This window comes from Bacillus sp. NTK074B (assembly GCF_017303375.1).
Taxonomy (GTDB): domain Bacteria; phylum Bacillota; class Bacilli; order Bacillales; family Bacillaceae_B; genus Rossellomorea.
Window position 1 is genome coordinate 152,446 of the sequence record NZ_JAFKOH010000003.1, and the last position, 20,575, is coordinate 173,020.

The window sequence follows — 20,575 nt, forward strand, 5'->3', positions numbered from 1 at the left end:
ATCCTTAATCAGAATGAAATCCGCTTCATCCTTTCGTACCAGGTAAGGGAACAATGAGTATTCACTGGCTAAATAAATTCAGGTGCAATCCACAAAAGATCACACCTGGCTGTAAGACTATACAGTTAAACGATTTTGAACTTCCCTAGAAACTCTCCTAGTACTCCCGTATACATATCCGGTTTATCCTCATGAACCAGATGCGATGCAAACGGAATGACGCATACATGCACGTTCTTATGCATGGTTTGATACTTAGCGGCAGTCGATACTTCCGCCTGATTCCCCTCCCCCACCATAAAAAGAATCGGCACAAGAATAGAATCCAAGTCACACGTAACATCAAAAGGGTACCAGTCTTCGTCTCGAGCCATATAGATGAACTGTCTCCAATCCGATTCGTGCTGCAGGTCCAGTTGCTTGGTGAATTCGGTATTATCCAATAACTCTCTTTGGAATTGAACTTCTTGAGCATGCATTTCCGACCAATTGTCCGGCTTGTCAGATGTAATACCAGACAAGGTTAAGCTGCGTAATCGATCAGGGTATTTCTTTGCAAATCGTAAACCCACTAACCCCCCAAGTGAGCACCCTACCAAATCCAGTTCATCCACTTGTAAATGATCAAGTGTTTCCTTCAAATCATCTGCAGCGTTTTCAAAGTAGTTGCTAATGTCATCACTAACTGACTTTCCATGTCCTCTTAAATCCGGCACTATGACTCTCCTGCTTTTTTGAAGTACTTCTCTTTGTTTCACAAAATCAGTACTCCCCGTTTGCAGCCCCGTGTGGAGAAAGACAACAGGTTCCCCTTCTCCGTATATTTCAGTATGTAAAATCATCTATTCTTCCTCCCTCTCATGTCTGATATCCAGGCATTTATTTGGCGATCTCGGATGCTAACCTTTTATACAGTTCACTGAATCCTTCACATTCTAAATCGGCAAAGGTATGAAATCTCTCAGCCAAGCTGGTTTAATTCAATTATCTCCTCCAATGGTTGCGCTGTCATTTTAAGCCATTGATCTATCTATCAGACGTAGTAACTTCTATCCTCTTGACTCCTAAACACTGTTTAAAATCCATTCCAAAAACCTCCAAAATGACTTTAGATAACTCCTAAGTATGCACGAATGTACGGTACATAATGATCACCCCATGGAAGCAGCCTTTTTCTTCCTGATACTAGAAGTCTCAAGTTTCATTCCCCTGTAAAGTAGATGTTTGGCCTGTCAGTCTATAAAAAGAGTAAGTCCTGCTTGTATACTATTCCATGCTCTAAGTAGATCTTTAGTAGCGTTAATGCTTCGCCCCAGCCTACTGCACAACCCATGCAGGCTTTTAAGCTTTCTACCGAGTGTGTGTAGCCTTTATCATTAAGAATGATCAAAGTCCCCTCTTTATACGGCTCAAACTTGAACGTTACAGTTGAAATCACTTCTCCTGGTGACCATTGAAAAGCAAATCGTTGGTTGGGGATTGCCTCAATTATTGACCCGCCATCTTCAATCGTTCTATGTCCATTACTTCTCCATATCAACCGTATCTGACCAGTTCCATTTGAATTGATATTTATACTAGCATCATCTGTAAACCAGGCATTCCAACCTTGAGAGGTCGAAATCGTTTGATATACTTTTTCTAAAGGTACTTTAATGTACGTCTTATGGTTAATTTCCAGCATTTCACCTTTCTCCCTCCATGCTTTTCACCACTATAATACTATAAAAAGTAAATAACCTATTTTATTCCCGAATTCAATTATTAACCACTCAACTTTGTTGCCTCTCTCTTCTAAGCATCTTTTACACCCTTTAAAGATTAGAAGACTTAAACAAGAACACCTCCTATGTTCAACCGATCCTTATGTATTAAAACGGATTTTCCCCTTTCACAAAAGGAACAAAAACTACATAATTGGCCACGATAAATAGGATCCAAAACACAAAGGATGAGACCCTTTGTTGGAAAAAGGTATTTTCCTTTGCGATAAAGAAAGACGCTATTAACGTATAGAAAACATACAGAATATAACTGATCCCAAACCAGTTGATCCACACGTTTCCCATGAACTCGATGCCAAAACGCTCGTAAACTGGTTTCAAGATATGAAACAGACAAAGGAAGCCAATAATTAAAAATGCAACTCTCTCAAACAACCTTATGATCGCTTTATGAAATTCACTCAACATAGACACCCCCTTATGATATTTTAGATTTGTCTTTTAAGAGAGTGCCTCACCCAACATAAGAAAACGCCTCTATTCAACACCTTTATAAGTTACCAGAAAAGGTGTTATCAACGTACCTCCCAATAGAATGAGCATACCGATTCCAAACGTCAAAAAATAATTTTCAAATGGGGATAGGAAGTTGAAGAACAATACTGCAGGAAGTATGGTACAAAGCACAAAAGCCAGTCTTCCATGAAAGGTGATATCGTGCTCCGTCCCGCAGTTCGTGCAGTGGATAGGTTTATATGTCCATATAAACGATTTCATAATCGCTTTCCAGCTAAATGGGGTCTGACATTTATCGCATTTTTGCAAGCTAAAATCACCTCGATGCTTAAATTAATTCATGATACTTTCTCAGGTATCACAGTCCTCTTTCTCTTCTTTTTCATATAACAAATAATAAATAGACATACCTGTCAGGATCAGAAATGTCAGTGTGAAGATAAGGTTTTTCACTAAAAATGAAAGATATAGCACAATAAATAACATGAGAATTGTTGTTAGTACTTTCGCTGCCACATGACTCCTCCTTTGAACTGGCCAACTCCTGTCTTTAAGTGCAAACAGGGAGCCATACCTTTATTAACCAAGTTCAAGATCCCGAATAAAATCAAAGGTCTTTTCAAACAGTTTAGGTTGGATATCTGAATAGGTAAGGCTGGTAGGAAGCTCTTCAAATAATTCCACTTCATGAATCTCTGAATCTGGCAATGGCCCGACTTCTTGTATCCTGCCAAAAAATAATCTTCCATATGTGTGAGAACCATCAGTGGAATAATCGCAAATGGGAATTAAATCCGCTTCTCTACAACCGGTCTCCTCATATAACTCCCTCCCGGCTGCTTCCTCAATGGATTCTCCCGCTTCCTTTTGACCACCAGGGATCTCCCACGAAGTTCTACCCTTATGCTTCACATACACCCACTTCCCTTTATAAATGGCACTTATTACTGCGAAAGATAGCTCCGTTTCATTTATCGTACCCAGATCATAAAAATGGATGGACATGACGTGCGTCACTCCCAATAGCAAACTTGCATTCTATTATCATCTAAGTCGTAAAAATCAAAATAGGTATTGTCCCCATCACACTTTATATCCGTAACCTTTATGCCTTTTTCTTTTAGCTTTACATAGGTTTCATCAATAGTACTACTGAAGAAAATAGGGTAAACCGGACTATCTTTCGAAGATACCTTTCCTTCTTCAATCGTGAACGGAACCCCGCCATTTCCAACCGTAAATATGCGATAACCTTCTCCACTAAATGACACGTTAAACCCTAACTCTTGATACCATTTACTTGATTGCTCGAGGTTGCTCACGGTTAAACAGATTGAATCTATTCGTTCAAACATGTAGATACACTCCTTTTTTTATTGGCTTACTCCGTTTAATAAAACGACCAAATAATCAGATTAAATGATTCCGCCAACTTCCGTAAAACCCTCGGGACTGATCCGTCGTCATCAATATAGTACACCTCAGTAATAGTCAGAACCCAAAGGGCAAGCACGACAGCCAGGACGATCAACACAGCCCATAATTTATTGTCACTACTTCTTCTACCCTTTTTATGCTTCTTCTTTCTATATAAACTCTGCGCCCTTCGTTGCTGTTGGTGTTTATCCTGTTTGTCAGCATTCATAGGTCTTTCCCCTCCTTACTGACTAGCTCTTGCCTTTCCGTGGGTTTTGACTCCACTAAAAAGCCGTCCTGTACAGAGCAAGCAGGTGTAGGATGAAAATACTCACTCCCCCAGAATGAAGAAATAAGCTAAACCTCTACTTTCCTCCCACTGACTATATGCTTGAATGAACGAAATGAATGCTACAAAAAAACCCATATACAACTGAAATTTGCTTTTCACCCTGCTCCCCCGCATTCCTCACAACACTCCTTCATTCTAATTATTCCAAATTAACCCATCATACTCAAGGGGAATTTTCAGACAAAAAGGGCTCATCCTCCCCGGACAAGCCCCTTTCCTACTATTGCTCCTTCAAAACCGAATACTTCCGATAAGCCTTATAATATACTCCAGCCATTAACATCAACATAAAGGCAGGAAACAATTTCAACAGAACAAATGGCGTTTCAAAGAGAAATGCTTTCCAAAACAAATCTTTCTCCATACTCCAAAGACCGTCATGATATAATCCTGGATCTCTGTAGTACCTGAAAGAGTAGATGAGGAATATCATGCCAACCCAAAAGGCATACCCCATGATCCGCTTATAATAATGTCTCTTTGACTCCCGGTCAGAGAAGATTTCATTCTGATCATCACTTTCTTTCTGCCAATACCGTATACCACTCAGCCAGTACCCTTTCAGGTAGTTCCAACCGAAATCCTCATAGATTCCTTTGTATTCCTCCAGCTTTTTCTTGGATAGATAATCCTGATAGTCCAGTCTCATCACATAGTTCTTGTCGGTCTTTTCAAAGGTGTACACGCCCAGACCACTGATGTTTGTGCAGCGGTAGCCTTTTTGCAGTTGCTCGTTCAGCCAACGTTCTTCCTTTTCAATGCTGATGAACCATTTAACCTTCTTCATTCGATTCACTTCCTTCGTACAAGGATACAATGTGCAGGAGCCTATCGTGCTCCGTGTTCAAGATGGAGTTTCCTTCTGAGGTGATCTGATAGATTTTTCTCCGGCCAGAATGTCCAACAGGCTCGATCCACCCGTGTTTATTCAGGTTCTCAATCGCTCCGTATAATGTGCCGGCCGCTAACACCACGGTGCCTTTGCTCATTTCTTCGATCTTCTGCATGGCCGCATAGCCGTGAAGGGGCTCACGCAGTGCCAGTAAAATATAATGCATCGTTTCAGATAGCGGCAATAATTTATGTTTCATATTCTCACCCTTTTATTCAGTTCAACTACATAGTTCAGCTTACTAATAATTTAATACAGTTCAACTGAATAGTCAACCATATTTTAGAAATACCATTAAAAAAAGCCAATTTCCGTTATGTTCGGAAATTGGCTTGATCTTACCAGTGTGCTTGCAGCTTATTACCATCTGGATCATAAAAGTGGAAGAAGGCATGGCCGTTCTCTTCCTTTATCTCATCGACCTTCACACCCTGATCGATCAAGTGTTGATGAAACTTAGCCAGCTCTGGACTTGTAAAGCCGATGCTGAATTCCTGTTCTTGATTCACTGTAAAATGGGCAAAGGTTTCATCTTCAGTGGGGATGAGGATGAGTAAAAACGGTCCGTCATTTACTTTGATCGCAGCAAGCTCCTCCGTCATGTTGACTAACTGGAGTCCTAATACATCTCTGTACCAGTGTGCTGAATGTTCAACATTTTTCACTGGAATCCTCATATAATGCACTTGTTCAATGTATGAAGTAGTCAAATCTTCCTCTCCTTTTTGAATGGGCTATGAAGTAATTCGCGTTTCATCTTCACTTTTCCTTTGAATTCCAATAAAATCCCAGAATGTTTAGGTATAGGGTGAAATGCCGGTCTCTATTCCTTCCTGTTCCGATCATTCTTCTCTTCCGAATCCCTCACTTTTCCGTTGAGGATATCGTCAAAAGGGGTGTAATGATTACTGGGGAGTTTCTTTCTTCTAATCGCTCTATAGATAATAAATGCCGGTATGGCAAGACAAACAACAAATGCAAGTCCCATTGATAAAATTTCTTGAATGCGATTAATGAATTCCATCTACCCTTCCCTCCTTAAAGAATGAGAACATGAACCGCTCCCACCATATGCATATACAATCCTGTGAGAGATAGAACGGTCCCCAGGAAAAACGTCCAGGGGTTGTCTTCTGTTTCTTTATCAAAGGTACTTCAAGTCCTATATCAAGAAAAAATTCTTTCGCTTTTGGAAGATCGTTTACGTTTATACTGACATGATCCATTCTAATGGTTCGCATCTTTTGCCTCCTACTGGTTGCCATGCATGGTTGCGCTATTCATCAGCCGGTTCCCTTATGTTTGACGGATGATCGCATCGACTACTTTCTCAATCGGTACAGTTGCGTCAATGATCATTCCATTTTTCGGAATGTCTTCTTTCGTATCGTGCAAACGAGCTATGAGCTCCCGTTCATTTTTCTTCCCGCCAAATTCATTCTGCGGTCGCTCGTCCAGTCGTCGGTTCAATGTTTCTTTATCAATCACCAGGACAAACACCCTATCAAATAGATCGATAAATTTCGAGAAGTTACGAGACCCTCCGCAGAAAAATGTTACTGGCTCATTCTTGTTATCGACCAAAGCTTTTACTTTATCTACATCCCATATATGTTTCTCATGAGAGGCAGTATCGGTCTTTTCACCAGTTTCCGGATCACCTTGATAAGCCAATTCCCGATCACCATGAATGGCTTGATAGCCGCGGCGCTGCAATTCATTACAGACCGTTGTTTTGCCAGTGCAGGAAACGCCTTCGATCAGATAATTTTTAACGCCCATTGCTTAGACCTCCTTTTCATTAGAAAATCATTGTTCAGTATACTTTCAGATTTGGTATCTCAATGAATGAGACACAATGATTCAATTCTTCCTTTTAAACACTTTATTTTGTTCTATAACCGTACATCCATTATGCTGGAATGTTTTAAGCATCGGGAGGTTGTTGTGACCAGTAGAGCCAATGTAATAAGAAGCGTTAAAGTCTTTCTTTAAGATGTCCAGCGTTTGTTGGTGGAGAAGTTTGCTTTTCCCTTTCCCTCTTTCCCTTGGAAGGATTCCGAAATAAAAAATCCTTCCCTCGTCCACCGTTCCTGGCTCTATATGAGGCATGGTGACTCCGATGGGAACATCATTTTCATAAGCGATCATACAAGACCTCTGATAGTTCGGTCCGAGCTCCACTTCTACGCTTCGCATCTGTTCTTCGATGTTTAACGAAGAGGGTGCATTGAATGACTCTTCCATAGAAGCTTCCCAGACCTTCTTAAATTCTGCCAGGGGAATGTCGTGTAAGTCTTTCAATAAAAACCCATCTCTCATGTTAGATGATTCAACCTCCAGAACTTTGTGAACAGTCACGTTTTCGTCATGTAACGTAAACTCGTATTCTTGTAAAAGGGTGAAGATCTCTTTGCTGCATTGATGATCAACAAGGATATTTACATTTTCACACGTTTTTATAAATGGCTGGTCCATCATATATGGGATAAGTTCAAGTAACTCTGAATTTGTTAGAGTCTTTGTGTTTTCAATCGTTACAAAATTTTCTCCTTTAACTATTTTAACTTTGGCCAATAGTTCTGAAAGGTTGTATGGTTTATTTCTCATCATTTATGTAACCTCCCTTGATTAGAGTCTCGCCATTCCCGTCCACCAGCATCATTCTTACATTTTACAAGTCGTAATACGAGATGGTCCTTACAGACCCCCTATTTGGAAAACGACAATCGACCTAAAGCATCATCAAGTATCTCTTGATTGATTTCATTCCAATCATGATAATATTCCATTGACTAATAGCAGTTGACCATCTTTAAAACAATAGCCATGAACGCTGGTAATCCTGTCTCTAGGCGGGAGTTGTTGATCAGATTTCCAAGTTAATTTCACTGTGGTTTCTCCCCAATTCACATATGTAGATATCATGTATTTTCTCCTTAAACACTCTGATCTTCTTTATCAAAAGGGACTCTATACCAAACATAATTCATTGCATTCTCAAACCCTAGATTTTCTGCAATCAAAACAGAAGGGTGATTGATCTCCATACAATCCCAATATGGCGTAAGTTGATTCTCTAAACATTCCCGTACAAACGAATGAGCCACACTTTGTCCAAGTTTCTTTCCCTGGTGATGCTTTAACGTCTCAATGTCAATACCATGAACATTTCCTGCGACTACGCCAGAAAAACAAACGCTCACAATCTCACTTCCATAAATGGCTGCATACCCAATACCTACAGCTAGAAACCTTTCCAGTGAAGGCCAAAACTCCAAGATCTTCGAACGCAAATAATCAATATTATCGAAAACACTGTTGTTTTCTAAAATATCCCTGGTGATTTCCACTACTTTATATCCCTGCTCTAATTCAGGTTCATTTTGCTTTCTATAATCTGACTCTATTAATTCATAAACCTTTTGGTTATAACCAATGATATTTTCCCCAAACACTTTCTTCAGGGTCTTATTCCATTTCGGTTGATTTCCAATCGCTTCAAAAGCAGTTAAACCAACTTTGTGGGCATCCGGTTTAATGACTGTATGAAAAAAATGGTTTAACTCGACATTGAATTACTCATTTTCTTCATCCCCCATAAAAATATAACCATTCTGGCTCCCCAACCAAATGAAGCCAGAGGCAGGAGCCATCACGTCATCAACAAATACGCGACCAGGATGATCACCATTGATTACAGCGACTGCTTCTAAGAGACTTTCATCATGAATGAAATCCTTGCATTTATAGAAATCCGACTTTTCCAGTTCCAGGATCATCTGTCTTCACCCTCTCTTACAACATTCAACGGTTATGATCTTGTAGCATTTTATCCGCAAGTTTAATATTTTCCTTTAAATATACAGGCAGTTCCGTATGATCAAGAATTTCCGATGTCGTCAACCAAACGACATCATCGACTTCTTCCACGCTCTTCGCGTAAGGTTCCCCCGCTTTGTGGTGACACAGAAAAACGATATCTATGACATGGATGCCCGATTCCGTCACAAAGGAGGAACTATTTACATAGGTAAGTCCTGTCACCTTGATGCCTACTTCTTCAAAAATTTCTCGTATTACGGTCCTTTCCAGAATATCGGATGACACCCCTTCCTGATCACACTTACCGCCAACAAGGGAAAGAGTACCTCCAGCGTGTTCCTCCTTTTCACTTCTCAGGATTAACAGCCATTTCCCGTTTCGGTGAATGGCGCCTTCTACATTTACGATGAACATTCACAAATCCCCCTAAAAGACTTTCACTATACTACCCTTTAATTTATACCAATTATTTCAAATACCACCTGCTTACTCAAGTGAAATCTTCATAGGAAAATAGAGCCTATGATAAGCTCACTCTAATTGAGTAGTGTGTCTCCTAAAGTACCATGGGGACAGGTACCGCGGCTCTTTTTTCCAGAGAGCCAATGGACCTGTCCCCATGGCTGCCCCATTCGTCCTTGGGAAATCAACTAACCTTTCATTACAGGCTTGTACATAAGAACATCATCAATATATACACCATGATCTAACTTGTATTCTTTAATCAAACGCCCTTCTTCTAAAAACCCCATCTGCTTGTACAGAGAAATGGCTCTGTGATTTGTCGATAGGACCCCTAAACTTACCTTTTCAATGAATGGGTTTTCTTCTGCCCAGTCTAATAATGCTTTTAGAAGTGCTTTCCCTATTCCCATGTCTCTGTAATATTTACTTATGGACATTGACACAGAGCCGGTGTGTGATAATCTCTTCCTGGTTTGTGAACGAAATTCTATCGATCCGACCACTACACCATTTACTTCCGCTACAATAAGAGTTTCTCTTCTATTATCCAATATCCTTTGTATTCGCTCTCTCTCCTTCTGTAATGGCTTCTCCTCTGCTTCTTCTGAAACCACGATGAAATATTTCCCTTCTGATATAACTGATCTCTCAATATCTAAAAGGACCTTTACATCCTCTACTGTCACATTTCGAATGATGTATTCTACATTATCTTTAGTCACTGGCATTAATATCCTCCTCATTGCTGACCTCTCCTAACTGAATACGACATCCGATGATAATATCCTTCTTAAACAATCTGCCCCTATTATGGATATAGTTGTCGGCTTTACGGTCTTCCTCGTAAAATACTTGTTTATTTAACTCGACTTCCTTTACTTACTATAGAAAGGTTCGGTTGTATGTAAAGCGATTGCCACCGTTACTTTATGTGTCGCATCTCACAAAGTTAGTAAAGGAAACCTAATAAAACACTTCTGTTTGACATTGTTACTGGTGCTATTTGGATATTATACTGGAGATGAATGACTATTTAATTATGAGGGGAGTTTTACCATGGAGACAACATTCACAGTAAGCAAATGGGATGAAAAGCCTGTAGACGATACTAGAAAAGAATTCCCGATTACGATTGCACATGTCGAATATGATCTTGAGGGTGAATTACAAGGAAAAGCTTTTGTTGAATACTTATTATATTATATAGACTCGACTATGGATGACGGTCATTTAGCCACTTCGAAAATTTCCGGATTCCTGCATTTCCACGGAACTTACAAAGGGAAACACGGAACCTTTACGGCTTTAGAGCAAGGAATATTTGATAAAGGTAATCTGGATTCACCAGGAACAATCATCCAAGCGAACGGTGACTTAGAGAGCTTGAAAGGGTCTTATAACTATGAGTTTACAGATAAAACCAGTAAGATGATCCTGGACCTTACATTCAAAAACAGCCATTAAGGGTATATCTGTCCTACCGGGAACGTCATTTTCCTCGAAAGATCTTTTAAAGGATCTTGTGAGCAAAATTTCTATGGGAACAGGTACCGTGGCGGCAGTTGAGAGCCACGGTACCTGTCCCTGTGGTTACAAATTTTATAAAAATGACCTAAACTTAATACCAATTATTTCAAAATCAAGCGAAATTCTCAAGATAAATATATAACTAAAAAGAAGCTTATCCTATCAAAGATAAGCCACTACACTAAACTTACTGAATTCAACTAGCATGTCATTCAACCACCATCTGGTTCGCAAGGTTCGTTAATACGTTACGTGTATCATAATCCTTTAAGGGATCATAAAAATAGATTTTAATATTAACCCCATTTTTATTTTTGAAAGCGATTTGACCTCCGTTACTGTCTAACTTCAGGTCGCCTTCACTCCCTTGTTTGAGTTTTACCGCTTCATGGGTTATTTCAGCCCCACTATCCCCTTCTACGACATTCTGTTCGAAGTCAATGGCATCAATCATGATAGACTGTTGACCATTAGAAGCGCTAAAGTTCACTGAGATGTCTTTTCCATCTGTATTGGAGGGGAAGTGCCAGTCCTTGATTCCCTCCACCACAAATTTCGCATCAAAGGGTAGTTTTTCAGGCAAGGTCAATGGGAATGGCAATGCCCTAAGAGCATTCTCCACCGTCTCGGCATAATAGTCCTTAGGTTGCCTCTTTAGAAATTCTTCCCTCTGCTCCTCTGACATATCTTCAAGACCATGGACTTCACTTTCTTTCAATAGAGACGTATCCAGTCTATCAGGCTGCTCCCCGCCTAAAAATGGGATCAGCCCGGTTTGGCTCCCAATAACCCCAATCATCAAGAGAAGCGCTACACCTGCAAGGCCCCAACTGACTAGTTCAGGAAACCACCTTCTCTTTGGAGGAATGGGATTGTTCTCCAGCTTGGCGAGTAATGCAGCCATCTCCTCTTTAGAAAAGGTCCTCTCTTCCCCTAAATGTTTATGAATCGCATCATGAATTCGTTTAGTATTCATCTAGATCGCCTCCAAGCTTTTGATTCAAAAGGTCACGGGCCCTGGCCAATCTGGTTCGAATCGTCGAAGAATTGATGCCAAGTATCGTTGAGATTTCTTCAATCCTCAACTCTTGATAATAGAAGAGAATGATGACCTCTCTGTATTTCACTGGAAGAGCAAAAACCGCTTCACTCAATACCGTTTTCTGCTGTTTTTCCATCAATAATTGTTCAGGGCTCTCTTTATTGGTTTTAGCCGAAAATGTATTCGTGAATAATAACTTCCTATAATGCCAACTTCTCAGATAATCCTTCGACTTATTGACCGCAATGGAAAAAATCCATGCTTTCACCGAAGTGTCCTTCTCTAATGTGTTTATCTTTTGGAAGACCGTGATGAACACTTCCTGTACCAAGTCCTCAGCCGCACTCCAGCTTTTCACATAGGAGTAAATAAGCCTCTTCACATCCTCCCCATATCGGGTGACAAGGGATCTAATCGACCAATCTTCATGCCCATTCTGTTCTGCACTGTTTGTCATATCACACCACCATGAACTGTATTTTTCACTTAACAGACGATTGCCGCTGCCTGAAAGTCCCATTATTCACCAAAATAATCATAAAAAAATAAGGACCCTTTATGGTCCTGATTGGAAATCTTGTTGAAAATTCGTTTGTTTATTATACCGATTGCATTGACGTGAATATATCCCAATTTTATTAGACTTGTGTGATTTTCAACGACAAACCTTTCAACACCTTATCTAAAGTCTTATCTGACTTAGACTACTGGATTGGGTTTATTTAAATCCACCATACTTTACAGAGTAAAGGTATGAAAATCTGTCCAGCACTGTCTCCCAATCCACATCATGATGTTCTCTAACTGCATGGAGCAAGTGATGAAAGATTGGTTGTAAGCCATAGAAAGACTGTACTCTGTTAAGAATCTGTTCTTTTTCATCAGATTGATAAAAAGATAAGACCTCTTTTGTGAATTCCGGACCGAACGACCAGTATAAACCAGCAAAGTCAAAGGCGGGGTCTCCGACTTGAGCATCTGTAAAATCGATAATACCACTGACAAGTCCTTTGTCCTTTTTAAATAGGATATTTGCTATCGTTAAATCACCATGGATCAATCCTTTTTCGGGGATTGAGAAAATCGGATTATGAAAGAAATTCTCAAAGACATAATTGATTTCTCTTTTTTCGGACTCTTTAAGATAAGGATAAATGAAAGCTTCTACAGAGGCATATAAGTCTGCCCAATATTCTTTGGTGTGGATAGGTACGATCTTTGTATCTTTAAGTTTTAGGTAGTCAATACTATGTAATTTAGTAAGGAAGTCTCCTAATTTTTTTGCATTTTGTGGTTTTATGGATTTAATCACGTCACCATCACTTAATGTTACACCATCTAAATACTCATATTTCACACCTTTAAATTCTCCATCCAGGTAAACAGATTCATATCTAGGGATTTGCACCAAAGGGTTTGCCAAATGCAACTGCCTTACCAAAGCTACCTCATCTTTCACCTTTTCTGCTATTCCTATTGTCTTTGGAAACCTAAAAACAACCTGATCATTTAGAATGAGAATGTCATTGTCCCACCCCTTGTTATTTGTCCTTACTTCATTTATCTGGATATCGGGATACGCCCTTCTTACGATATCTATTAATTGATATACCCTCATTCATTTCAACCTCCAAGAAGCATCCCTTTCATACCAATTATTTCAAAATCGGGCAACTTACTCAAGAAACAATTTTTTTAAAAAGAAGCTCACCCTTTTCTGGTTAAGCCTCTTTAGTGGAGCAGGGATATTAAAGTTGATTTTCAACTTCCTCTTCGTATTTTTCAACTTGTTCATTATTATCAGTGATGTCGTATTTCTTTTCTAGCTCAGGTTTGAGCTTTAACCAAATAGCATTCTTTTCATAAATGTCTCTGTCGAAATTGTGGTTAAGTTCTTTTATGGATAAGCCTAAAGCATCTGCATATGCCTTCATCTGTGGCAGATCTAAAGTATCAGGACCTTCTTTAATATATTTGTCTACTTCTGCTTCAGTAACGGTAACCCCGTAATCATCTCTGGCAATTGACTTCCATACTTTGTCTTCTTCCATTGCTCCTTCGGCTAACTGTATTACCTGTTCATCTGTCAGCTCTGTTTCGTAAGATAATTTTTCTTGTGCTAAAATCCTTATTAACCACTTGTTTAATCCTTTATCTGCCTCAAAGTCACTCGCTTCTGACACTGCCTTCTCAAACACTTTTTTATAATCCTCATAAGTGTAAGTATCTGCAATCTCCTTTAGTTCTTCATTATCCTTTATGTTCACTTCTACTTTATCGGTCTTATTTGATTGGCATCCTGTGAATAAAAAGAATCCCACTGCACAATAAATAATCAATTTAATCCCTTTCATCAACTTCCCCCTATATTTATACTTGCTTAATAGGTTAGACGGAAGCTAACAGGTTTAAGTTTCATATACTCAGCACTAAAAAAAGGCGAGCTGCCTGTTTAGCAAACGCTCCCTTAATGACTTGATTTCAAAAGATAACCACTCGCCATCATGGTAATGAAGTAAATCTAGATCCACTCTTCAACGCAAGAGACTGACTTTGCCTGAATATCTAATTTCACTTTCTTTCCTATAGCCAAAGGATGCATGGGATGGGTATGACACGTATCAAACTCAGCCAAAACAGGGATCTCTTTATCATCTAATTGTTCCATCAGAATATCGATTGGCTTCTTACCAGTTCCTAAATCGTCATATCCCTCATGTTTTCCCAAAATGATCCCTGACACCTTTTCAAAGATTCCATGCATTTTCAACATGGCAAAGTTCTTTTCGACTATAGACGCATCTTTCGTGCAATCCTCTATCAGTAAGACATCCCCATTCTTTATTGGAGGGTAATATTCGGTGCCAATAAAGCCATACATCGCATTTACATTTCCCCCTATTAATCGACCTTCCGCGACTCCGGAGTTTCTTGTTATCCACTCATTTCGATATAGCGTTTTTTCTTTTGTTTTGTCCAACCAATTAACAGGTTCATCTGACCAAAATGGAGGCATGGGAACTTCATAAGGAAGGCTGCTTTCAGTCATAAAGTAGTTTACAAAGTATTGGTATGTATCATTAACCAAAGGCTCGAATTCACCAAATGAAGGAATGAGTGCAGGACCATAATATGTAGTGATATTTGTTTTATGATAAAGAGCAAGAAGTATAGCCGTTGCATCTGAGTACCCTACGACGATTTTCGGATGCTTTATCAACGCTTCGTAATCTATATAGGGCAAAAGGCTATTAGAATTGGTGCCGCCTATCGTGGACATCACCATTTTGATTTCCGGATTCCTCAATAACTCGTTTAATTCATTTGCGCGCTCTTTAGGGGCACCAGAGCGATACCCTTCAGCCTTTCCTGTCAAATTCCCTTCGACGATACATAAACCTTTGCTCTCCAGGAATGATTTTGCCCGTTCATATCGCTTTCTTGCTGTAACCGTTGCTGGAGATGAAGGGGAGAAAATCCCCACCTTATCACCTTTGATTAATTTACGCATGGAAGTCAACGCCCTTTCTTTCAGAAAAATTGTATTTTAATCGTTGCACCATCAACTTTCAAACGTAATATCTTTACGTGGGAATACATCTGCAATCCAACGTAACACTCCATTATGATGGTTCATAATTTGTTGGACAGCAATATCTTTCGAATCCAAAGTGCTGTGTGCATCTGAAGCTAAAGTGACCTTATAATCCAAACTAGAGGCTCTTCTACACGTTGTATCCACACACGCTTCTGTTTGAATTCCCCCAATGACTATATGTTCCTTGCTTTTTCAGTTCACCATCTAAAGAAGACTTATAAAATGAATCAAGAGTCGTTCCCCCTGCTTAATTTTTCTTGAACAGATATTTCTTAAATCCCCATTCTGTAAAAAGCGGTACTACACCAATCTCATTGCTATTCATAAATCAAAATCCTAGCGATATTATCTCTATCACTAGGATGAAGGACAAACGAATTATAGGTTTTCAATTTTTTTCATATCTTCTGCAGACAATACGAAATCGAAAAGATCTAGATTAGATGCTTGATTTTCGCGGTTGTGAGATTTAGGAATCACGATCACACCACGTTGGATTTGGTATTTTAACAAGACTTGTGCGCCAGATTTTTTATAGGATTCACCAATTTCATCTAAAACTTCTTTTTGATGGGCTTCGGCTTTCATAGGTCCCCACGCAACAGGTGCAATGCCCTCTTCTTTTAATACAGCAAGGAGATCTTTGTTCGGTTCTGTTAAGTTAATTTGTATTTGATTAACCGCCGGCTTCACTTTAGCGAATGCGTTCAATTCTTCCAGATGATGTTTTCCAAAGTTTGAAACGCCGATGGCTTTTAGTTTCCCCGCTTCGTAATATTCTTCAAAGACTTCCCACGTGTTTTGAAGTTGTCCTTTGTCATCAATAGGAAAGTGGATAAGAAGCAGGTCAAGATAGTCGGTTTGAAAGTTTTTTAGACTGTTATCGATGGCTGCCCGAGTCGCTTCCTTTGAAGAAATATATTCTTCATCGCCTGGAACTTTTGTCGTAATAAATAACTCTTCTCGTGGCACTGTGCTTTCTGCTAACACTCTTCCGACAAGTTCTTCGTTTCGATAAATGATGGCTGCATCTATTGAACGATACCCTAACTCAAGTGCTGATAGAAGTTCAGGAATTTCATTTGTTAACGCCGCGTTATACTCATGATTTTCTTTCCCATACGTATTTGTACCTGTACCTACCATTGGCATTTCCAGCCCATTATTAAGTGTGATGTATTCCATCTGTTTAGCACTCCCTCTGTATACTCTACTTTTACTGCTTACAACGTACATCATACCAAATTATAGAATTTTCAAAAAGTATCAGGGTAGAAGCGAGTTATCATACAGGGAGCGCGGGGAATTGAATTATTTTAATGGATAAACCAATTCGATTCCTTCTTCTGCCTTCAACGATTGATAATACCAGTAATTATGGTCAGCTCCGTGAATGCAAAGAATTCGTTTATCCGGGTACTTTTTAGCAGCATTTCTCACCCGTGCAGCCATAATATAGTGTCGGGCATTCCATACAATATTCTGAACGTCAGGGTTAACGGAATGTAACCAGCTATACATTTCATTCGTAATCGCATCGTACTCGAATGAGTTAAACGGGATTTCCCCTTCATTCCATGCCGACAGCTTTTGATCATTCCAATTCTGCAATTCAGCCTCTAACTTACTCTTTGTTTCTGCGTCATACCTATCAAAGGGACCTTCTGCAAATACGTCCTCCTCGAACCAATTAACTGGAACAAATGTAATACCCCTTTCATGACATAATGGGAATATCAATTGCGGATACTCATTTTGTGTCTCCCCAAGAATGCCAAATGGTTCACCTGTATTTAGATAGAGCTCCCAGCTTGAAGGGTGGACTTCTCCACATATGACATCAGGTTTAAATTCTTCTATTAATCCTTCCAACAGTGACAACGGGAAATGATACTTTATTTGCATTTCTTCATCGTGAGTCATTCCTAGAAGACCTACAACTGCCATCGTGACACATCCTTTATAATAGTAGTGCATGCTTCATTCCATTTATTTCAGCATCAAGACGCTTATTGGTTAGTCTATGAAACCGAATAATGATAGAACTTTTTATCGACCTGCAAGACTGGAAAATGCTCAGGCAATTCTTCGATAGCTATACTTGTAAAACCATTTTTTTCGTAAAATCTATGGGCGGCCAGAAATTGCGGTGTGGTTCCAAGGTACACGTCTTTTATTGAATGTTCTTCTGCCCATTTAATTGCATTCTCCAATAAAAGACTGGCCGTTTTAAATTTTGCTCCCCGGAATTCCTTATCTACAAACATCTTCCTTAAGGCCACTTGATTATTACCTATATCTAAAAGACTGATTGTACCAACTACTTTATCGTTATAAACTGCCACCCAAAAGTTGCCCTTACCTGCCTGATAAAAATTCTCTATGGTAACCAAATCGGGTTGATCCTTCCTGGTTATCGGAATGTTATATTCTTGTTGCTGAATATGGAGAATTAAATCTACGACTTGAGCTTGATATTCATTTGAATATGGTTTTACAATGGGATGATTACTCATAAATGTACACCGCCTACTTTTTGAAAAATACCTTTCTAGGAACCTTTGGGTTATAAGAAAATCTTAGGGTCATTCACTCAATCTAATAGCCATCGTTCTTCCTAAACGTACATAGCCCAATGACTGGGCAATGGCAACCGATGGTGTATTCGATTCGAGTGTTTGATAGTGCATCGTTGCACCAGTTGTTACTCCTCGCTTGGTGAGGGCACTTACAATTGCTTTTGCATGTCCTTGACCTCTATGAGCAGGATGGCTAATAATCCCAATACTTAGAAATCCTGACTCTCCTTTTCTCCATGACCCTGCTGCGACCACTTTTCCATTGAGTATTCGCAATAGAATGGGACTCATCTCCTCATCTATGGAACTGTGTTGCCACTCGATTTCTGTGCATGATTCACGCAACTCTTTAAGTAACGTTTTCTGTTGCTCAGTCTGTAGTTCAACCACTGATGTTGAAGATTGTTTAATAAATGAATCACTGTCTACATACCCTTGAAATGCTGGTCCTATGATTTTGATATGTTCATCACCAATGGAATGACCAAGCAATTCAGAATCAAATGCTTGGTCGGGTCCGAGACCATTTACCGCCTTATCTAACTCCCTTATATATTTAACAGGAGAAGATATTATACAGGAGGTCCCATTGTTGAAACAGTAAATTCCGTTATATCCTCTTAATCTATCGGAATGCTGGATTACACTCACAGTAGGAGCAATCATTTGTGTACCATCACATCCGAAAAATTCAGCCCAATGAGTATCCACACGATGTTTCATATTTTTCTGAGGCATCCATAATCCTCCTTTTATCCGTTCTATTACGGTCCACCTAGTTAAACAACCTTTACCTATTAATATTTCGTAGTCTCAGAATGGCTGCAGGAAATCCAATCATGATCAGCAGGATCCCAATGGCCAGTATGGGATAGAGTACGAAAGGTGGTAAATCCACTTGGGGTAATATGGTGCACGACGGAACGCCGATTGTAAGCATTAATATTATGTATACATCGTTTTTATGATGATTGTTCGGTTTCATTATCGTCTCCTTGAATAAATTGTCATTATATTTAAACTATATAGTCCCAATTATTTCAAATACTTCCCTGTTGAGCAATCGTTTCTTTCAGTTAATGAATAACTTAAATGAAATTGAACAGTACTTGATCCCCAATTCCATCTTCTTTCATCAAAAAAACGTCACATGGCCAGACCAAGGGACGTTTTTAAACATCAATCATCCGTTGAAAAGGGATATCCCGAAGATTCATGCGAGATTTACAACAATCGTGCTGGATTCAGAAAAATCATGCGGCTTCCATCATAATCATGCAAGTTTCAAATAAAATCATGCGGGAATTCCGATCATCATGCCAAAATGACCTCTACCTTCTAATAGCTTGGACCTTCCAATAGGTGACACATCTCCAAACCCACTCAAGCGGACCAAATCGGAAATGAGTGAGCCACACTTTACTGCTTATCAATTGAACAGAATAAATGCAGATTGCCATTATGAATGTTCCTGTTAACGAAATCTGTCCTTTTAATCCTAAACCGTAGTCGTAAAAAATATAGGAGCAAATTGCTGATTGTAAGAGGTAATTAGTAAGAGCCATTCGTCCACTGTGATGGCTGTACCCGTCACACCTACGATAGGGATAATAAGGAAGGAAGCAATCCAAATGAGAAGCGTTTTATTCTGACATTTACGAAACAATAAGAGGGCTGCTCCTGCTACAGAATAAATGACCAGAATATCGCCCTCCCAAAACAGAGCAATGTGTATGGCCCCAAAGAGGAAAAGGCAAATTAATCTTCTCGAAAACCTTGGTACTATATCGATTCCTTGCTCATTGGCTCTTGTCAACTGGATGGCAAAACCCACCCCGAACAAGAATGAAAATAAGGTAAAAAACTTCGATTCTATCATTAATAACAGAAATTGGTTGTATAATTCATCTAATAGATAGTGTTTAGTTTCAAACGTCGGTGGACCCCCTGCACTTCCAATTGATGTTATATTAATCAGAAAAATCCCGAGAAGGGCAAATCCCCTTAAACTATCGAGTATGGTGATTCTGTTTTTATCTGGAATCGTTGTTTTCATGATCTTCTGATTCATTATTCTCATCTTCTTTCCCTATCTAGTCTTCCCGTAGTTCGAAAAAGATCACCTCCCTCCATTCTAAAAGAGGCGATGTCTCGTTATTCCGTTAACAACACATCATATCACCGGCCCCTCATAAGGAGCTTTCGGCATCCGGTGAAAATCATATGTCGCCAGTTCCTCCACTTTCGTAAAATAAGCGTGTAAACTGTCTGCCATCATTAAATTCATGACGGAATTTTTTTCATTGATCAATAGGATGGGCTTTTGCATGGCGTTGGCGTACCCGATTTCAAAAGCCGTTCCGCTGTCCACGTACTTGCCTTCGTAATCGCGGATGCCCACTACTACATCGGAACGCCTTAAATGCCTCAGATCATTGCGGAATACTTTCCGCCTCCACTCTTTTGAACCGAATTCGAGATGTTCGAATTGATGAAATCGTGCGGAGAAGATTTCTGACACGTACGGATTCCGCATGAGCGACTGTTCAAGCCTTTGTACCCGGTCTACTTGTTCCTCGCTGAAGAAAGGACTGGCGATAAATACTCTGACGTTTCTTATGACCGTGTTCTCCATATGA

The 20,575-nt window shown here is 39.6% G+C and carries 32 protein-coding genes and 1 pseudogene; 1 reads left to right on the plus strand and 32 read right to left on the minus strand.

The window, feature by feature from the left end; translation table 11 throughout:
• Positions 1-125: 125 nt before the first annotated feature.
• The 18 genes and pseudogenes from JI667_RS06735 to JI667_RS06820 form a co-directional block, all read right to left on the minus strand.
• On the minus strand, positions 126-842 hold the full coding sequence (locus JI667_RS06735) for an alpha/beta fold hydrolase (protein WP_206851386.1): 717 nt from the start codon (positions 840-842) through the stop codon (positions 126-128).
• Between the two features lie 395 nt (positions 843-1,237).
• On the minus strand, positions 1,238-1,684 hold the full coding sequence (locus JI667_RS06740) for an SRPBCC family protein (protein ID WP_206851387.1): 447 nt from the start codon (positions 1,682-1,684) through the stop codon (positions 1,238-1,240).
• Positions 1,685-1,871: 187 nt separating this feature from the next.
• Positions 1,872-2,192, minus strand: a complete 321-nt coding sequence (locus JI667_RS06745) for a hypothetical protein (RefSeq protein ID WP_244668227.1) — start codon at positions 2,190-2,192, stop codon at positions 1,872-1,874.
• A gap of 69 nt (positions 2,193-2,261) precedes the next feature.
• Positions 2,262-2,549 carry a TIGR04104 family putative zinc finger protein gene (locus tag JI667_RS23135; RefSeq protein WP_206851388.1) on the minus strand — a complete coding sequence of 96 codons (288 nt, stop codon included), beginning with the start codon at positions 2,547-2,549 and terminating at the stop codon, positions 2,262-2,264.
• A 42-nt stretch (positions 2,550-2,591) separates the two neighbouring features.
• Positions 2,592-2,756, minus strand: coding sequence for a hypothetical protein (locus tag JI667_RS06755; protein ID WP_206851393.1), 165 nt, complete (start codon positions 2,754-2,756; stop codon positions 2,592-2,594).
• A 63-nt stretch (positions 2,757-2,819) separates the two neighbouring features.
• On the minus strand, positions 2,820-3,245 hold the full coding sequence (locus JI667_RS06760; protein WP_206851395.1) for an NUDIX hydrolase: 426 nt from the start codon (positions 3,243-3,245) through the stop codon (positions 2,820-2,822).
• Positions 3,246-3,253: 8 nt separating this feature from the next.
• Positions 3,254-3,595 carry a VOC family protein gene (locus JI667_RS06765; protein WP_206851404.1) on the minus strand — a complete coding sequence of 114 codons (342 nt, stop codon included), beginning with the start codon at positions 3,593-3,595 and terminating at the stop codon, positions 3,254-3,256.
• 35 nt (positions 3,596-3,630) lie between these two features.
• On the minus strand, positions 3,631-3,885 hold the full coding sequence (locus JI667_RS06770; RefSeq protein ID WP_206851407.1) for a hypothetical protein: 255 nt from the start codon (positions 3,883-3,885) through the stop codon (positions 3,631-3,633).
• A gap of 343 nt (positions 3,886-4,228) precedes the next feature.
• On the minus strand, positions 4,229-4,795 hold the full coding sequence (locus tag JI667_RS06775; RefSeq protein WP_206851409.1) for a DUF2812 domain-containing protein: 567 nt from the start codon (positions 4,793-4,795) through the stop codon (positions 4,229-4,231).
• Positions 4,782-5,099, minus strand: coding sequence for a PadR family transcriptional regulator (locus JI667_RS06780; protein WP_206851411.1), 318 nt, complete (start codon positions 5,097-5,099; stop codon positions 4,782-4,784). Before JI667_RS06780 ends, JI667_RS06775 begins: the two co-directional genes overlap by 14 nt.
• A gap of 139 nt (positions 5,100-5,238) precedes the next feature.
• On the minus strand, positions 5,239-5,610 hold the full coding sequence (locus JI667_RS06785; protein ID WP_206851414.1) for a VOC family protein: 372 nt from the start codon (positions 5,608-5,610) through the stop codon (positions 5,239-5,241).
• Positions 5,611-5,723: 113 nt separating this feature from the next.
• Positions 5,724-5,924, minus strand: coding sequence for a hypothetical protein (locus JI667_RS06790; RefSeq protein ID WP_206851415.1), 201 nt, complete (start codon positions 5,922-5,924; stop codon positions 5,724-5,726).
• On the minus strand, positions 5,911-6,141 hold the full coding sequence (locus tag JI667_RS22645) for a hypothetical protein (protein ID WP_244668228.1): 231 nt from the start codon (positions 6,139-6,141) through the stop codon (positions 5,911-5,913). The genes JI667_RS06790 and JI667_RS22645 overlap by 14 nt, the downstream gene beginning before the upstream one ends.
• A gap of 55 nt (positions 6,142-6,196) precedes the next feature.
• On the minus strand, positions 6,197-6,682 hold the full coding sequence (locus tag JI667_RS06800; RefSeq protein ID WP_206851416.1) for an AAA family ATPase: 486 nt from the start codon (positions 6,680-6,682) through the stop codon (positions 6,197-6,199).
• Positions 6,683-6,763: 81 nt separating this feature from the next.
• Positions 6,764-7,513, minus strand: coding sequence for a GNAT family N-acetyltransferase (locus tag JI667_RS06805; RefSeq protein WP_206851417.1), 750 nt, complete (start codon positions 7,511-7,513; stop codon positions 6,764-6,766).
• 326 nt (positions 7,514-7,839) lie between these two features.
• A pseudogene (locus JI667_RS06810) lies at positions 7,840-8,682 on the minus strand (GNAT family N-acetyltransferase).
• A 25-nt stretch (positions 8,683-8,707) separates the two neighbouring features.
• Positions 8,708-9,139: an NUDIX hydrolase gene (locus tag JI667_RS06815; RefSeq protein WP_206851418.1), complete on the minus strand. Its 432-nt coding sequence runs from the start codon at positions 9,137-9,139 to the stop codon at positions 8,708-8,710.
• A gap of 236 nt (positions 9,140-9,375) precedes the next feature.
• Positions 9,376-9,918, minus strand: coding sequence for a GNAT family N-acetyltransferase (locus tag JI667_RS06820; RefSeq protein ID WP_206851844.1), 543 nt, complete (start codon positions 9,916-9,918; stop codon positions 9,376-9,378).
• 328 nt (positions 9,919-10,246) lie between these two features.
• Here JI667_RS06820 and JI667_RS06825 point away from each other — a divergent pair, with 328 nt between their 5' ends.
• The gene (locus JI667_RS06825) at positions 10,247-10,654 is read left to right on the plus strand and encodes a DUF3224 domain-containing protein (protein WP_206851419.1); all 408 of its coding nucleotides are present in this window, start codon (positions 10,247-10,249) and stop codon (positions 10,652-10,654) included.
• A 271-nt stretch (positions 10,655-10,925) separates the two neighbouring features.
• On the opposite strand, the gene JI667_RS06830 is transcribed toward JI667_RS06825, so the two are convergent.
• From JI667_RS06830 to JI667_RS06900, 14 genes are all read right to left on the minus strand, one after another.
• Positions 10,926-11,693, minus strand: a complete 768-nt coding sequence (locus JI667_RS06830) for a hypothetical protein (protein WP_206851420.1) — start codon at positions 11,691-11,693, stop codon at positions 10,926-10,928.
• A complete protein-coding gene (locus tag JI667_RS06835) occupies positions 11,683-12,216 on the minus strand; it encodes a sigma-70 family RNA polymerase sigma factor (RefSeq protein WP_206851421.1) in 534 nt (177 codons plus the stop codon). The genes JI667_RS06830 and JI667_RS06835 overlap by 11 nt, the downstream gene beginning before the upstream one ends.
• Positions 12,217-12,477: 261 nt before the next feature.
• Positions 12,478-13,377: an aminoglycoside phosphotransferase family protein gene (locus JI667_RS06840; protein WP_206851422.1), complete on the minus strand. Its 900-nt coding sequence runs from the start codon at positions 13,375-13,377 to the stop codon at positions 12,478-12,480.
• Positions 13,378-13,507: 130 nt separating this feature from the next.
• Positions 13,508-14,113, minus strand: a complete 606-nt coding sequence (locus JI667_RS06845) for a hypothetical protein (RefSeq protein WP_206851424.1) — start codon at positions 14,111-14,113, stop codon at positions 13,508-13,510.
• A 167-nt stretch (positions 14,114-14,280) separates the two neighbouring features.
• Positions 14,281-15,270, minus strand: coding sequence for a S66 family peptidase (locus JI667_RS06850; protein ID WP_206851426.1), 990 nt, complete (start codon positions 15,268-15,270; stop codon positions 14,281-14,283).
• A gap of 51 nt (positions 15,271-15,321) precedes the next feature.
• A complete protein-coding gene (locus JI667_RS06855; RefSeq protein WP_368077888.1) occupies positions 15,322-15,501 on the minus strand; it encodes an isochorismatase in 180 nt (59 codons plus the stop codon).
• Between the two features lie 234 nt (positions 15,502-15,735).
• Entirely contained in the window at positions 15,736-16,542 is an 807-nt protein-coding gene (locus tag JI667_RS06860; protein ID WP_206851428.1) for an aldo/keto reductase, read from the minus strand.
• A 126-nt stretch (positions 16,543-16,668) separates the two neighbouring features.
• Positions 16,669-17,304 carry a hypothetical protein gene (locus JI667_RS22650; protein WP_244668229.1) on the minus strand — a complete coding sequence of 212 codons (636 nt, stop codon included), beginning with the start codon at positions 17,302-17,304 and terminating at the stop codon, positions 16,669-16,671.
• A gap of 74 nt (positions 17,305-17,378) precedes the next feature.
• On the minus strand, positions 17,379-17,873 hold the full coding sequence (locus tag JI667_RS06875) for a GNAT family N-acetyltransferase (RefSeq protein WP_206851429.1): 495 nt from the start codon (positions 17,871-17,873) through the stop codon (positions 17,379-17,381).
• A 69-nt stretch (positions 17,874-17,942) separates the two neighbouring features.
• Positions 17,943-18,674 carry a GNAT family N-acetyltransferase gene (locus tag JI667_RS06880; RefSeq protein ID WP_206851431.1) on the minus strand — a complete coding sequence of 244 codons (732 nt, stop codon included), beginning with the start codon at positions 18,672-18,674 and terminating at the stop codon, positions 17,943-17,945.
• Between the two features lie 52 nt (positions 18,675-18,726).
• The gene (locus JI667_RS06885) at positions 18,727-18,921 is read right to left on the minus strand and encodes a hypothetical protein (protein ID WP_206851433.1); all 195 of its coding nucleotides are present in this window, start codon (positions 18,919-18,921) and stop codon (positions 18,727-18,729) included.
• Between the two features lie 346 nt (positions 18,922-19,267).
• Entirely contained in the window at positions 19,268-19,501 is a 234-nt protein-coding gene (locus JI667_RS23140; RefSeq protein WP_206851435.1) for a DUF418 domain-containing protein, read from the minus strand.
• A complete protein-coding gene (locus tag JI667_RS06895; RefSeq protein WP_206851437.1) occupies positions 19,435-20,007 on the minus strand; it encodes a DUF418 domain-containing protein in 573 nt (190 codons plus the stop codon). The genes JI667_RS23140 and JI667_RS06895 overlap by 67 nt, the downstream gene beginning before the upstream one ends.
• 102 nt (positions 20,008-20,109) lie before the next feature.
• Positions 20,110-20,571, minus strand: coding sequence for a nucleoside 2-deoxyribosyltransferase (locus tag JI667_RS06900; protein ID WP_206851438.1), 462 nt, complete (start codon positions 20,569-20,571; stop codon positions 20,110-20,112).
• Positions 20,572-20,575 lie beyond the last annotated feature (4 nt).